The organism is Sphingobium sp. VMM, assembly GCF_056790315.1.
Map to the genome: position 1 here is coordinate 71,514 of NZ_JBXGSI010000022.1, position 13,620 is coordinate 85,133.

General features: G+C 65.5%; 13 protein-coding genes. 12 read left to right on the top strand and 1 reads right to left on the bottom strand.

The window, feature by feature from the left end; genetic code table 11:
- The first annotated feature begins 50 nt into the window (after nucleotides 1–50).
- The 8 genes from ACUCV3_RS22825 (at nucleotide 51) to ACUCV3_RS22860 (ending at nucleotide 8,956) form a co-directional block, all read left to right on the top strand.
- Nucleotides 51–2,480, top strand: a complete 2,430-nt coding sequence (locus ACUCV3_RS22825; RefSeq protein WP_279731455.1) for a TonB-dependent receptor — start codon at nucleotides 51–53, stop codon at nucleotides 2,478–2,480.
- A 210-nt stretch (nucleotides 2,481–2,690) separates the two neighbouring features.
- Nucleotides 2,691–3,371, top strand: a complete 681-nt coding sequence (locus ACUCV3_RS22830) for a TetR/AcrR family transcriptional regulator (RefSeq protein WP_279731456.1) — start codon at nucleotides 2,691–2,693, stop codon at nucleotides 3,369–3,371.
- Nucleotides 3,372–3,413: 42 nt separating this feature from the next.
- Nucleotides 3,414–4,397: an acrylyl-CoA reductase (NADPH) gene (gene acuI / locus ACUCV3_RS22835; RefSeq protein ID WP_279731458.1), complete on the top strand. Its 984-nt coding sequence runs from the start codon at nucleotides 3,414–3,416 to the stop codon at nucleotides 4,395–4,397.
- A gap of 4 nt (nucleotides 4,398–4,401) precedes the next feature.
- Nucleotides 4,402–6,078 carry a class I adenylate-forming enzyme family protein gene (locus ACUCV3_RS22840; RefSeq protein ID WP_279731459.1) on the top strand — a complete coding sequence of 559 codons (1,677 nt, stop codon included), beginning with the start codon at nucleotides 4,402–4,404 and terminating at the stop codon, nucleotides 6,076–6,078.
- Nucleotides 6,075–6,974, top strand: a complete 900-nt coding sequence (locus ACUCV3_RS22845) for a sugar phosphate isomerase/epimerase family protein (protein WP_482241171.1) — start codon at nucleotides 6,075–6,077, stop codon at nucleotides 6,972–6,974. The genes ACUCV3_RS22840 and ACUCV3_RS22845 overlap by 4 nt, the downstream gene beginning before the upstream one ends.
- 27 nt (nucleotides 6,975–7,001) lie before the next feature.
- Nucleotides 7,002–7,763 (top strand): SDR family NAD(P)-dependent oxidoreductase, encoded by a 762-nt coding sequence (locus tag ACUCV3_RS22850; protein ID WP_482241172.1) that lies wholly within the window; start codon nucleotides 7,002–7,004, stop codon nucleotides 7,761–7,763.
- Nucleotides 7,763–8,185, top strand: a complete 423-nt coding sequence (locus ACUCV3_RS22855) for a nuclear transport factor 2 family protein (protein WP_279730711.1) — start codon at nucleotides 7,763–7,765, stop codon at nucleotides 8,183–8,185. Before ACUCV3_RS22850 ends, ACUCV3_RS22855 begins: the two co-directional genes overlap by 1 nt.
- Before the next feature lie 78 nt (nucleotides 8,186–8,263).
- The gene (locus ACUCV3_RS22860; RefSeq protein ID WP_279730712.1) at nucleotides 8,264–8,956 is read left to right on the top strand and encodes a CDP-alcohol phosphatidyltransferase family protein; all 693 of its coding nucleotides are present in this window, start codon (nucleotides 8,264–8,266) and stop codon (nucleotides 8,954–8,956) included.
- Between the two features lie 6 nt (nucleotides 8,957–8,962).
- Here ACUCV3_RS22860 and ACUCV3_RS22865 read toward each other — a convergent pair whose 3' ends face one another.
- Nucleotides 8,963–9,502, bottom strand: a complete 540-nt coding sequence (locus ACUCV3_RS22865; protein WP_279730714.1) for a cupin domain-containing protein — start codon at nucleotides 9,500–9,502, stop codon at nucleotides 8,963–8,965.
- 185 nt (nucleotides 9,503–9,687) lie between these two features.
- Between ACUCV3_RS22865 and ACUCV3_RS22870 the strand changes: the two genes are divergently transcribed.
- The 4 genes from ACUCV3_RS22870 (at nucleotide 9,688) to ACUCV3_RS22885 (ending at nucleotide 13,595) form a co-directional block, all read left to right on the top strand.
- On the top strand, nucleotides 9,688–10,470 hold the full coding sequence (locus tag ACUCV3_RS22870) for a hypothetical protein (RefSeq protein WP_279730715.1): 783 nt from the start codon (nucleotides 9,688–9,690) through the stop codon (nucleotides 10,468–10,470).
- Between the two features lie 100 nt (nucleotides 10,471–10,570).
- A complete protein-coding gene (locus ACUCV3_RS22875; protein ID WP_279730717.1) occupies nucleotides 10,571–11,308 on the top strand; it encodes an SDR family oxidoreductase in 738 nt (245 codons plus the stop codon).
- 51 nt (nucleotides 11,309–11,359) lie between these two features.
- Nucleotides 11,360–12,829 (top strand): aldehyde dehydrogenase family protein, encoded by a 1,470-nt coding sequence (locus ACUCV3_RS22880; RefSeq protein WP_279730719.1) that lies wholly within the window; start codon nucleotides 11,360–11,362, stop codon nucleotides 12,827–12,829.
- Between the two features lie 31 nt (nucleotides 12,830–12,860).
- Complete coding sequence (locus ACUCV3_RS22885; RefSeq protein WP_279730720.1) at nucleotides 12,861–13,595, top strand: TetR/AcrR family transcriptional regulator; 735 nt, start codon at nucleotides 12,861–12,863, stop codon at nucleotides 13,593–13,595.
- Nucleotides 13,596–13,620: the final 25 nt, after the last annotated feature.

Here is a 13,620-nt window from a genome sequence, read left to right on the forward strand (position 1 = left end):
CAATGGTGACTCAATAGTCAACATGATGTTTATTTGGGGAGGCTTCACTTATGAATCGCATGTCGGCCTATTATTTGATCGGCGCGAGTGTCGCGGCACTCACCATCGCGACGCCGGCTCTTGCCCAGGCGCCCGAGGAGCAGGCTGCAACCAGCAACACTGGTTTCGACGCCCAGATCATCATCGTCGAGGCGCGTCGTCGCGGCGAAGACATTCAGGACGTGCCTGCCGTGGTCAACGCGGTCACCGAACAGGCGATCGGCAACCTCAACATCCGCACCTTCAACGAGGTTCAGGCGCTGGCGCCGGGCCTTGAACTGACCAACAATGCCAATGGCATCGGCGGCAATGCGCGCCTGCGCGGCGTGAATTTCGACGCCAATGCCAGCGGCAACAGCGGCACCATCCAATTCTACTTCAACGACGCACCGCTCTCGCCGGGCGCCGTGCTGCAGCAGATGTACGACATCGGCCAGATCGAAGTGCAGCGCGGTCCGCAGGGCACGCTGCGCGGCCGCGCCTCGCCGTCGGGTTCGATCACCATCACCACGCGCAAGCCCGACCTCAACCAGTTTGGCGGTTTCATCGACTGGACCGGCAACGATATCGGCACGCTCAACTTCAAGGGCGGGCTCAACCTGCCGATCATCGAAGGGATCGCCGGCATCCGCGTGTCGGGCGTCTGGAACGAGGATGATGCCGATCGCGTGCGGCCGCTCAGCGGCGGACCGAGCCCCTGGTCGCGCACCAAGAGCACGCGTATCGTCGGTACGATCGAGCCGACCGACTGGCTGAAGCTGGAAGGCACCTATCAATATATGGACCGCGATGCGCGGACCTATGACCAGGCGATTTCCTTCAGCGAGGCCAATCCCGACGCCACGCCCAGCCCGGTGCTGATCACGGCCAAGGATCGCCTGTCGATCCAGGAACAGCCGCGCATCATCAACCAGCGCTTCGACATCTTCAACTGGCGGTCGGAACTGGCCTTTGCCGGCCAGCGCCTGATCTATCAGGGCATGTATACCAAGCAGAAATTCCATTCGACCGACAATGTCGACGATGGCAATTTCTTCATCGGCCGCGACGTCAACCAGGTCACCGACACGGTGGCCAAGGAAACCTCGCATGAAATCCGGTTGCAGAATGAAGAGCGTGTCTTCGACATGTTCGACTATGTCATCGGCTTCTTCGACGACCGGCTCAACCCGCCGACGCACCTGACCTCGCCTACCATCGTGCGCCTGCCTGCCGCGCTTGGCGGCGGTATCGCCTCGGTGGTGCAGACCGAGATCGACCGCACCGGCAAGTCGCACGAACAGTCCTTCTTCGGCAACCTGACCGCCCATTTCGGCGAGGCAACCGAATTGTCGGGCGGCCTGCGCCAGATCAAGTACAAGTCGAACAACTATCTGGCGGTCAACGGCAACACCATCGCCGCGGACTCGCAGGATACCGACAAGCTGATCTACAGCGCGTCGATCAAGCATAATTTCACGCCGGACTTCCTGGTCTATGCCGCCACCGGCAGCTCCTTCCGTCCGGGCATCAACGTGGTCGGCGACTTCAACATCGCGCCGTCGGCGCTGGAGCGGTCCTTCCTCGACCTGCCGCCCGAAACCTCCAAATCCTATGAGCTGGGCTTCAAGAGCACGCTGATGGGCGGGCGGATGCGCTTCAACGTCACCGCCTATCACCAGAAGTACAAGAACTTCCCCTATCGCGTGCCCAACAACGGCGTTTACTATGTGAACACCGTCGCCGTCCGCAATGCGGCCGGCCAGGTGACCGGCACCGCGCAGCAGGTCGGCTCGTTCAACTTCGTGGGCGCCGTCCCGGTCGAGGTGAACGGCGTGGAAAGCGAACTGGGCTTCGACATCACCCGCAGCTGGAACGTCAACCTGACCGGCAGCTATTCGCTCGGCAAGATCAAGAACGGCACCATCCCGTGCAACGATCTGAACGGCGATGGCATCCCCGATCCGGTCGGCAATGCGCCCAGCCTGGCGGAACTGCAGGGGGCGGTCGGCGCCGACAATCTCTCGGCTTGTCAGGTGAACCAGCGCGCGGCCTTCCTGCCGCCGATCACCGCCACGCTGCAGAGCGAGTTCCACACCAGCATTTCGGGCAAGACCGACGGCTTCATCCGTGGCCTCGTCAATTATAACGGCAAGTCGAAGGGCGATCCGGGCAATAATTATGACGATGTCAGCGCCTATGCGCTGGTCAATCTCTATGCCGGTATCCGCGATCCCGATGGCGGCTGGGAAATCTCGCTGTTCGCCAAGAATCTGTTCGACACGACCAAGGTGCTGACGCGGACCACCCCGCTCTTCACCGGCTATCAGCAGATCACCGGCTTCACCGCGACCGGCGCAACCACCGCCGCGGCGAGCTATACCAGCACCTATACCGGTGCCACGGTCACCCCGCCGCGCGAATTTGGCGTCAATCTGCGCTTCGCCTTCGGTTCGCGCTGATCCATCCGCGCCAAGGGCCAGACGATCGGCCGTGCAGCCCCAGGGGGTTGTCCGGCCGATCGGCGTTTGGGGCCATGGCCTTCGCGGGAGCGATGAGGGTGCGGCCGCCGGGCCGCAGCGATTGACTCTGGCCCCGGAGCGGGCAGGGATGGAGCCGATCAACAGGGCTGATCATTATAGGCTCTGAACGATCAACCTAGGTGAGGCAGCATGACGGACATTCGGAAAAGGCGCGCCCGCGATCCCGTGGCGACCCGTGAGGCCATATTGGAAGCCGCCCGTGCGCTGCTGGCCAAGGATGGGCCGGATGGCGTCAGCCTGTCGGAAGTCGCCCATCTCGCCGGTGTCAATCGCGGCACCGCCTATCAGCATTTCGAAACCCGCGAGAAGCTGATCGAGGCGACTGCGGACTGGGTGTCGGAGCGCATGTTCCGTTCGGTCTTCGGCGATCCCGAGACGATCGGCGAGCGCCGGGTCGAGGAAGTCGACATTGCCGACACCACCGACCGGCTGGCCCTGTTCGCGATGGACAATCCCGAGTTGTGCCGCATCTGGCTGCTGCAATTGCTGGCCTCGCCCGATCCGATGGGGGATCCCTTCTGGCGCGAATATGAAGGTTCGCTCCAGCGCTTCGCCAACAGCGATCTCGCCGAAGACGGCGTCGATGCCGAAGTCCTGTCGGTGCTGATGCTGGCCGGCGCCTTTCTCTGGCCGATCTGGGCGCGCAGCCATGCCCGCGAAGAGGGGGAACGGCGGGCACTCGGTCGTCGCCTCGCCCAGGAATGCCTGCGCCTGTGCATGTTCGGATCGATGCGCAGCGACAAATTCCCCGACATTGCCGAGCGGCTCGGCCGTCCGCTCGCGCCGCTCCCCAGGGTTGCCCAGGGATAGGCAGCCCGATTTCCCTTTCTCTCTTCAAGAAGGACCGACCGCATGTTTTCCGCCATCCTGATCGAAAAGACCGACGACAAGCAGAGCGTGTCGCTCGCCCAGGTCGATGAGGCGCAGCTGCCCGAGGGCGATGTGACCGTCGACGTCGATTATTCGACCCTGAACTACAAGGATGGCCTGGCGATCACCGGCGCATCGCCGGTTGTGCGTAAGTTCCCGATGGTGCCTGGCATCGATCTGGTCGGCACCGTCCGCAGTTCCGACCATGGCGACTGGAAGGCCGGCGACAAGGTGGTGCTGAATGGCTGGGGCGTGGGTGAGGGCCATTGGGGCGGCCTCTCCCAGGTCGCCCGGCTGAAGGGTGACTGGCTGGTGCCGCTGCCCACCGCCTTTACGCCCAGCCAAGCGATGGCGATCGGCACGGCCGGCTACACGGCCGCGCTCTGCGTCGAGGCGCTGGTGAAGGCCAGCGTGACCCCGGACCAGGGCGAAATCCTGGTCACCGGCGCGACCGGCGGCGTCGGCAGCGTTGCGGTTGCCCTGCTCAAGAAGGCGGGCTTCACCGTGATCGGCTCCACCGGCAAGTCGGCCGAGGGCGACTATCTCAAGACGCTGGGTGCCGACGGCGTGATCGACCGCGCCGAACTGTCGGAAAAGGGCAAGCCGCTGCAGAAGGAACGCTGGGCCGGCGTGGTCGACTCGGTCGGCAGCTTCACCCTCGCCAATGCCTGCGCCCAGACCCGCTATGGCGGCGCGGTGGCGGCCTGTGGCCTTGCTCAGGGTGCCGATTTCCCGGCGACCGTCATGCCCTTCATCCTGCGCGGCGTGCGCCTGCTCGGCGTCGACAGCGTGATGGCGCCCAAGCCCGTGCGCCTCGCCGCCTGGGACCGGCTGGCGCGGGATCTCGATCCGGCACTGCTGGAGGTGATCGCGCAGGAAATCAGCCTGGGCGACGCGATCGGCGTCGCGGCGGACCTGCTCGCCGGCAAAGTGCGCGGCCGCGTCATCGTCGACGTCAACCGCTAAGCCGATGGCTGCGCTCTCGATCGTCGCCGGCCCGCCTCTGGCTGAAGAGGAGGGCCTTGGCACGCTGACGCTCGGCGGCTGGCTGCGTGAAGTCACGCAGGCCCATGCCGGGCGGGAGGCGCTGGTCTTCCACGGGCCCGATGGCGTGGTCCGCTGGAGCCATGACGATCTGTGGGCGCAGGCCAATGCGGTCGCCCGGTCGCTGGTCGCCTGTGGCGTCGGCAAGGGCACGCGCGTCGGCGTGCTGATGACCAACCGGCCGGAATTCCTTTCGGCCGTGTTCGGCGTGGCGCTGGCGGGCGGCGTCGCCGCCACGCTCAGCACTTTCTCGACCCCGGCCGAACTCGACCATCTGGTCCAGTCCTCGGCCTGCTCCGTGCTGCTGCTGGAGCGTAATGTCCTCAAGAAGGATTTCGGCGCGATCCTCGCCGATCTGGAACCGGCGATCGGCGTCGCGGGCGACGGCCGACTGGTCTCCACCCGCTTCCCTTTCCTGCGCCATCTCGCCGCCGTCGACGGGGCGATGGGCCGGATCGAGGGCTGGCGCGACTTCCTTGCGCGCGGTGACGCGGTCGATCAGGCGCTGGTCGAAGCCGCTGCCGCCACCGTCATGCCGGCCGATCCGGGCGTGCTCTTCTTCTCCTCCGGCTCCACCGCCAAGCCCAAGGGCATCATCAGCGCACATCGCGGCCCGACCTTGCAGCTCTGGCGCTGGAAACGCTTCCTGCAGGCGAAGCCCGACGCCCGCGCCTGGTCGGCCAATGGCTTCTTCTGGTCGGGCAATTTCTGCATGGCGATCGGCGGCGCGCTGACCGGCGGCGGCAGCCTGATCCTGCAACAGACCTTCCAGCCGGCGGAAGCGCTGAGCCTGATGGAAGCGGAAAAGGCGACCATGGCCTTCGCCTGGCCGCATCAATGGGCGCAGCTGGAAGCCGCACCCAATTGGGGGGATGTCGACCTGTCCTCGCTATATTATGTCAATCCGGCCAATCCGCTCGGCCGCCATCCGACCGTCAGCACCGACTGGCAGGAACCGATGGCCGCCTATGGCAATACCGAAACCTTCACCATCAGCTCGATCTTCCCGTCCGGCATGCCCGAAGAACGGATCGCCGGCAGCCATGGCGCGCCGCTGCCCGGCAATATCTTCAAGATCGTCGATCCGCTCACCGGCGCGGTCGTGCCGCTCGGCGAACGGGGCGAGATCGCGGTCAAGGGACCGACCTTGATGCTGGGCTATGTCGGCATCCCGCTCGATGACTCGGTCGATGGCGAGGGCTTCTTCCGCACCGGCGATGGCGGCTGGTTCGACACGGAAGGACGGCTGCACTGGGAAGGGCGGCTCAACGACATCATCAAAACCGGCGGCGCCAATGTCTCGCCGATCGAGATCGACAGCGTCATCAAGACCTGTCCGGGCGTGAAGGTGACCCAGACCGTGGGCGTGCCGCATGAGACGCTGGGCGAACTGGTGGTCACCTGCATCGTCCCGCATGAAGATGCCACGCTGGACGAGGATGGCATTCGCGGCTTTGCCAGGGAGCAACTGGCCAGCTTCAAGGTGCCCCGCCGCGTCCTCTTCTTTGCCGAAAGCGATCTGGAACTGACCGGCAGTGCCAAGATCAAGACCGCCGATCTCAAGGCATTGGTGGTCAAGCGGTTGGAGGTCGAGGCGGCGTGACCGAACCGGCCGGGCACTTGCGGGCGCCGCAATGCCTTGGTCGCCGGTCGCTGCTGCTGGGCGGTGGCGCGGCCTTGTTGCTGCCGCGCCAGGCGGCGGCGAAGCGCCGGACATCGACGCTGGGCCTGGCCGACACGACCGTGCGCAAGGAACTGGCGCGCGACTATGCCGGCACGCTGCGCGCCGTGGCGGCGATGGGCTATGGCCGGTTCGGCTTTCGCCTTGCCTCCTATGTCGCCAACGACCCGTCCGAACCCACGCCGCAGGACAAGGCCCGCATGGTGCGCGATGCCGGCATGGCGGTGGGCGTGGTCCGGCTCGGCGTGCGCGGTGCGGACTATGACCGGCAGTTCGATCAGGCGGTGGCGATCGGCGCGAACATCGTCGCGCTGACCACCGCGCCGATCTTCATCGCCAGTCGTACCCTCGGCCAGACGACGCGCGCCGCGCTCGACGCCTATATCCCGCAGCTTGCGGCGCTGGGGGAAAAGGCGAAGGCGGCCGGCCTGACGCTCGCCTATCATAATCACTGGTATGACCTGATGCCGATCGACGGCGACCGGCCGCTCGACCTGATGGCCAGCCGGATCGCGCCGGACCTGCTCTCGTTCGAAATCGACCTGGCCTGGGCCTGGTATGCTGGCGTGGCACCGCTCGATCTGCTGGCGACGCTGGGACCGCGCGTGGTGTCGATGCATCTCAAGGACATCGACTGGAACCGTGGCACGGCGATCACCGACCATGCGGTCACGCCCGGCAGTGGCGAGATGGGCTATGCCGCGCTGATGCCGCGTATCGCCCGGCTGACCCGCGCGACCGGCTATGTCGAGGTCGATAATCCCGAGGATGGGTTGGCGGCTGCACGCGCCGCCATGGCCTATCTGCGCGGGCGATAGGGTTTCAACCAGAATAGGAGGCAGAGGATGGCGGGACGTTTCGCGGGCAAGACCGTGCTGGTGACGGGCGGCGCGGCGGGGCTGGGGCGCGCCTATGCGCTCGCCTTTGGCGGCGAGGGAGCGCATCTGATCCTGGCCGACATCAACGAAGCGGGGCTGGCCGAGAGCAAGGCGCTGGTCGAACAGCTTGGCGCCACCGCCGCCGTCCACCGCGTCGACATGAGCGATGAAGCCGATATCCAGGCCTTCGCCGCCGATGTGCTGGCCGTCCATGACCGGCTCGACGTGCTGATCAACAATGCCGGCCTGCATCTGGGCGAGATTGCGCGCGGCTTCTTCGGCCTGGGCCAGGCCAAGTGGCAGTATTATTTCGCGGTCAACACCATCGGACCGCTGCTGCTGGCCGAAGCATTGCGGCCGGCATTGGCGAAGGCGAAGGGCGTCATCATCAACAAGTCGTCGATGGCCAGCTACAACCCGGCCACCGCCTATGGCATCACCAAGGCCGCGCTCAACATCTTCACCCATGCGATGGCGATGCAGTTCGGCCAGGACGAGATACGCTGCGTCGGCATCGCGCCGGGCCTGATGGCGACCGAGGCGGCGCAGGACGGCGTTGCCGCCGACAATTGGGAACGGCTAAAGGGCATGCAGTCGGTCAAGCGCCAGGGCACGGCCGAGGATATCGCCAATCTCGGCCTGTTCCTCGCCTCCGACGAGGGCAGCTTCATCAACAATCAGGTGATATTGTGCGACGGCGGCAACCAGATGCGCGGGTTCCGTTTCTGATGACCGCGCCCGATTTCGCCGGCTGGCTGGCCATCGCCAATGTGAAGGCGCGCTATTGTCGCCTGCTCGATACCAAGGATTGGGACGGCTTTGCCGCGCTGTTCACGCCCGACTTCCGGCTCGACGCGACCGGATCGGGCGGGCCGCTGCTGGAGGGACGCGATGTCGCGATCGCCAGCGTCCGCGCGTCGATCGACGCCGCGCGCACGGTCCATCATGTCCATTCGCCCGAAATCGCCATCGACGGCGATACCGCGACCGCCATCTGGGCGATGCAGGACCATCTGGTCTGGCCCGATGGCCGCAGCCTGATCGGCCACGGCCATTATCATGAGCAATATCGCCGGGAAGACGGCGGCTGGCGGATCGCCCGATCCCGTCTCACCCGGCTGGCGATCGACATGAAGGCGCCGCCGGCCTGAACGGGAAGGCGGGCACCCTGTCGTCATGCGTGGGGGATGTTGCCTTGTCCGCGCCACATATCTCCTCGATAAGGGATCATGACAGATCAAAGACATGATGCGGCCACGACGCTGGACCGCATCCAGCAAAATTTCCTGGCACGCTCCGAACGTCAGCTTCTCACCTGGCTGTGCGCGCATATGCCGCGACAGGTCACGCCGGACCTTTTGACCCTGCTGGGGCTGATCGGCGCGCTGATGACCTTCATCGGTTATACCGCCAGCAATGTCGGTGCATCCTGGCTGCTGCTCGCGATCCTGGGCTATGTCATCCAGTGGTTCGGCGATTCCATGGATGGCAGCCTGGCGCGCTACCGCCGGATCGAACGGCCCTCCTATGGCTATTTCATCGACCATAGCTGCGATGGACTGGTGACCTTGCTGATCCTCGCCGGCATCGGCTTCAGCCCCTATGTCACCATGGATGTCGCCCTTGTGGCGCTTGCCGGCTATCTGCTGCTGTCGATCCACGCCTATCTCTCCGCCCGCGTGCTGGGGGAGTTCAAGCTCTCCTATCTGTCGGCCGGCCCGACCGAATTGCGGCTGATGCTGATCGCGCTGACGGTGATGATGATGGTGCTGGGCGACAAGCCCGGCCTGTTCGGGCGCTGGTCCGGCTTCGACATCTTCGTCGGCACGGTCGGGGTGATCCTGATCATCCTGTTCGTCGGCCAGACGCTGGTGACCGGGCGACGCCTGGCCGCGCATGAGGCGGCAAACGGCCGGGGCTGATCGCCCCTATCCGCCGCCGGGCTCGGGTCCGAAGGACAGGCCCGACGGCGGCGTCTCGCCTGTCCAATGCGCGCGCTGCGCCGCGACCTGCGCCACCGCCCGGTCCCAATAGGCGCGGTTGTTGGCGAGCATCCTGATGTCGAAGCTGTCGGAGCCGCGAAATTCCAGCACCTCGACGCCCTGGTCGCCGGGCACATAGGTGTAGGGGACGTTGGCGCCGACGAAGAAGCCGTCGCCGGCGCCCAGTTCCTCCGTGCCGATGCGCAATGATCCGGCGAGGATGAAATAGAGGCAGTCGACATCATGGCTGTGGCGGGGCAGCGGGAAGCCGCTGCGGAACCAGGCATGGGTGAGGCTGAGGCCCGGCATGGAAAAGAGCAGCTTCACCCGCGTGCCTTCCAGCATGCCGGCCTCGACCGCGGCGATCGATCCTGCCATCTCGATCGGCGTCGGCGGCACCGTCGCCATCAGCCCGCTTTCCTCGAAATCGGTCGCATCCTTCGCGCGGAACAGGGCGAAGCGGGGCGCGGCTACGGGGTCGGTCATCACGCGTCCTTCCGGCATGATTGCCGCGCCAGGATGGGGAGCGCTGCCGACAGGGTCAATTCGCGCCCGCTTCTCAATGCCCCGGCGATCATTGGCCGGCCGCTCTGGCATGTGCGGGGCATCCATGCTGGATTGCCGCCGCACACAGGGTCGGGACCAGCCGGCCGGGCAGCCGGGGACGAGGAATGAGCCTGTATACCACCATCCATCTGCACAATGTCGCGGCCGGCCGCGCGGAGGATTATGCCCGCTGGTTCGACGGCGCGCATCAGCAGGATCTGGCCCGGCTGCGCGGCTTTCGGTCGGCCGATCGCTATGAAGTCACGCCGCAGCAGATCATGCCCGACATTCCCCAGCCCTGGCGCTTCCTGTCGGTCTATGAGTTCGACTATGCCGCGCCGGAGATCGACCTGCCCGCGCTCGCGCCGCTGCTGGCCGATGTGCGCGACGCGGGGCTGATCGACGACAGCGACGAGAGCGAGCGCATCCACAGCTACGCCATGTATTCCGATTGGGTTTCCAGCCCCAACCACCAGGCCGATCAGCCCTTTTCTGGGGTCTCGATCATCCTCGCCAATTTCGTCGCTGGGCGGGAGGCGGAATATCATCACTGGTATGACACGGTTCATGGTCCCGAAGTGACGCGCGTGCCGGGCAAGGTAGCGATGAAGCGTGGCCGGCTGTCGCCACTGCAGGTCGAACCGCGCCGCTATTGTCCCGGCAGCGACCTGGTCTTCTGCGCCCAGCAGACCGACGACTTGCTGTTCACGGTCAAGGATTTCAGCGCCCGCGCGCGCGGCGTCAGCCCCAGCGGCGTCGCCTTCCAGCCGCGCTCCTCGGCTGGCTCCTTCGCCCGCACGGTCCATTATTTCGCCAGGGTCAGCGGTGACAAATTCTGGCCCGGCGGCATCGCCTATGATGGCGACCTGTCCGTCTATCCGGCCGATTTCGCGCGGCCGGCGGGCTGAATTTCCCAACTATCGCGCGCGCGATGCGGCGCCATCTTGCCGCGCCGCGGACGACATGCGCAAGTAAATGCCAACAGCACAAGAACAGGTGGAGCGAGAGGTGAGCAAGGTCATCGTCATTACCGGTGCGGGCGACGGGCTGGGACGCGCATTGGCGCGGCGGTTCGCGCGCGATGGCGAAACCGTCATCCTGCTGGGCCGCACCCTGTCGAAGGTCGAGGCGGTCGCGCAGGAACTGGGCGAATCCCATTTCGCGGTGGCATGCGATGTCGGCAATCCCGATTCCGTCCGCGCCGCCTTTGCCACGATCGCGCAGCGTCATCCCAGGATCGACGTGCTGATCAACAACGCTGCGATCTACGAACCCTTCACCCTGGCCGAGGTGCGCGACGAGCAGATCGCAGCATCGCTCGCCACCAATGTTGCCGGCCCGATCCATTGCGCGCGCGAGGCGCTGCCGCTGCTGCGCGGGGGCGGCCATATCATCAATGTCACCAGCGAATCCGTGCCGCTGAAAATGCCGATGCTGTGGCTTTATGCCGGCGGCAAGGCGGGGCTGGAACTGATGTCCGACATGTGGGCGCGCGAACTGGAGCCCGAGGGCGTGCGCGTCAGCGTGGTCCAGGCCGGCATGATGATGGACGAGACCAAGACCGGCAGCAGCTGGCCGATGGATGTCGCGATCCGCTTCGCCCAGGAAAATGCCAAGGTCGGCCTCAACCTGCGCGAGCGCGGCATCAGCCATTATAATTCGGTCACCGACGTCTTCCGCGCCGTGCTCGACATGCCGGCGGACCTGCACATCGGATCGGTCGCCCTGAGCGCGCGCAAGCGCTGACCGGGCGACTTATCCACAACATCCACAGAAGTTATCCACAGGAAGGCGATCATGGCCACTCTTCCCGAAGCCAAGCTCTATATCGACGGCGTGCTGCGCGGTGCCGAAGGCGGCAAGACCTTTGACGTGATCGGTCCCTGGACCGGCGAACCGGTCGGCACCGCCGCCGATGCCTCGCCCGCCGATGTCGAGGCCGCGATCGTCGCTGCCCGCCGCGCCTTTGACGAAACCGACTGGTCGACCAATGTAGACCTGCGCGTCGCGCTGGTGACGAAGCTGCGCGACCTGTTCCAGGCGAACAAGGAACGGCTGTCGGATCTGGCCCGGCATGAGGCCGGCGCCGCCATGGGCGCGGTCGGCCGTGCCCATGTCGACATGGCGCTCGACGGCTGGGACGATTATCTCGCCGTCTTTCCCAAGCTGGAATGGGAAAAGGATTATGGCGGCCGCACCGGCTATGGCTTCGAAAGCCTGCGCAAGGCGATCTATGAGCCGGTCGGCGTGGTTGCGGCGATCACGCCGTGGAACGTGCCGCTCTATGTGAATGTCGGCAAGGTCGTGGCCGCGCTGCTGGCTGGCTGCACCGTGATCCTGAAGCCCGCGCCCAACACGCCGGGCATGGGCGCGATCTTCGGCGAACTGGCGGCGGAGGCGGGCTTCCCCGCCGGCGTCATCAACGTCGTGTTCGGCAGCGACCCGGCGCTGGCTGGCGAGATGCTGGTCACCGATCCGCGCGTCGACCTTGTCTCCTTCACCGGATCCACGGGCGTGGGCAAGCGCATCATGGAACAGGGCGCCGCCACGCTGAAGCGCGTCTTCCTGGAACTGGGCGGCAAGTCGGCCAAGATCGTGCTCGACGATTCCGCCAATTTTGCGATGGACGTCGCCCAGACCATGCTGGTCTTCCATGCCGGCCAGGGCTGCGCCGTCCATTCGCGCCTGCTGGTGCCGCGCAGCCGCTATGAGGAAGCGAAGGCGATCCTGAAGCATGCCTATGCCAGCTTTGGCGACAATTGGGGCGTTTTCGACAATCCCCAGCACATCATGGGGCCGGTCATTTCCAAGCGGCAGATGGAGCGGGTGCTGTCCTATGTCGATATCGGCCAGGCCGAGGGCGCGACCCTGCTGGCCGGCGGCAAGGCGCGGCCGGACAAGGGCGGCGGCTATTTCATCGAGCCGACCTGTTTCGTCGACGTCACCAACGACATGCGCATCGCCCAGGAAGAGATTTTCGGACCGGTGCTGGTGGTCATCCCGTTCGAGGATGATGCCGATGCCGTGCGCATCGCCAATGAAAGCAGCTATGGCCTGTCGGGCGGCGTCAGTTCGGGCAATCTTGACCGGGCGATCAATGTCGCCAAGCAGATCCGCAGCGGATCGATCAGCGTCAATGGCGGCATGTGCATCGCCGGCGACTTGCCTTTCGGTGGCTACAAGGCCAGTGGTGTAGGCCGCGAATGGGGCCTCGAAGGGATCGAGGAGTTCCTGGAAACCAAGCTGATCGCCTGGCGCGCCGCCTGAGGCGCGCGACGGGGCATGGATAGGACGGGTTTTGACGGCAAAGGCATCGATTGCGGCGGACGGGCCGTCGGAACCCAAGGGCCGGGGACGGGCCACCAAGGTGCTGAGTCATAATCTCAATGGCCAGCGCCTGGGTCGCAAGGGGCGCGACACGCGCGAACGCATCCTGGCGGCGACCAACGAACTGCTGGCGGGGCCGGTGGATGTCGAAATCTCGCTGAGCGCGGTCGCGCGCCAGGCCTCGCTCGGCATGACGTCGCTCTATAATTATTTCTCCGACCTCACCGAATTGCTGCTCGCCGTGCTGGAGCCGGTGATGGCGACGGCCGAGGCCGACTATGTCGGCCTGCTGCGGACCCGATGGAGCGAGGAGGAACTGGGCGAGAAGGCGCTGGCCTTCGTCACCGCCTATCATGGCTTCTGGGTCAAGCATTCCCGGCTGCTCCACCTGCGCAACAATATGGCCGATCGCCAGAATGAGCGGATGATGCTGCATCGCGTCCATGCCGCCCAGCCGGTGATGCGGCTGCTGGTCGACCAGATGGATGGCGGCAGCGAAGAGGCCGGATCGCCGGTGTTCAGCATGGGCACCGCGCTGATGACCGGGCTGGAGCGTGTCGTCACCGTCACCACCGACATGGCGCTGCAGAATATCCTCCATTCCCCCCATCCGCTGGCGCGCACCCATTTGCTGCGGGCCGAGGCGCGGCTGATGGAATTGGGTATCCGCGACTATCGCGCGATGCTGCGCGACGCGCGCGCCTGAGACCGGCGCGCGTTCGACTTATCCA

What these genes read in the sequence shown, in the direction of transcription:
- ACUCV3_RS22825 (WP_279731455.1), top strand. Translation starts at nt 51, where the DNA reads ATGAATCGCATGTCGGCCTATTATTTGATCGGCGCGAGTGTCGCGGCA.
- ACUCV3_RS22830 (WP_279731456.1), top strand. Translation starts at nt 2,691, where the DNA reads ATGACGGACATTCGGAAAAGGCGCGCCCGCGATCCCGTGGCGACCCGT.
- acuI (WP_279731458.1), top strand. Translation starts at nt 3,414, where the DNA reads ATGTTTTCCGCCATCCTGATCGAAAAGACCGACGACAAGCAGAGCGTG.
- ACUCV3_RS22840 (WP_279731459.1), top strand. Translation starts at nt 4,402, where the DNA reads ATGGCTGCGCTCTCGATCGTCGCCGGCCCGCCTCTGGCTGAAGAGGAG.
- ACUCV3_RS22850 (WP_482241172.1), top strand. Translation starts at nt 7,002, where the DNA reads ATGGCGGGACGTTTCGCGGGCAAGACCGTGCTGGTGACGGGCGGCGCG.
- ACUCV3_RS22855 (WP_279730711.1), top strand. Translation starts at nt 7,763, where the DNA reads ATGACCGCGCCCGATTTCGCCGGCTGGCTGGCCATCGCCAATGTGAAG.
- ACUCV3_RS22860 (WP_279730712.1), top strand. Translation starts at nt 8,264, where the DNA reads ATGACAGATCAAAGACATGATGCGGCCACGACGCTGGACCGCATCCAG.
- ACUCV3_RS22865 (WP_279730714.1), bottom strand. Translation starts at nt 9,502, where the DNA reads ATGACCGACCCCGTAGCCGCGCCCCGCTTCGCCCTGTTCCGCGCGAAG.
- ACUCV3_RS22870 (WP_279730715.1), top strand. Translation starts at nt 9,688, where the DNA reads ATGAGCCTGTATACCACCATCCATCTGCACAATGTCGCGGCCGGCCGC.
- ACUCV3_RS22880 (WP_279730719.1), top strand. Translation starts at nt 11,360, where the DNA reads ATGGCCACTCTTCCCGAAGCCAAGCTCTATATCGACGGCGTGCTGCGC.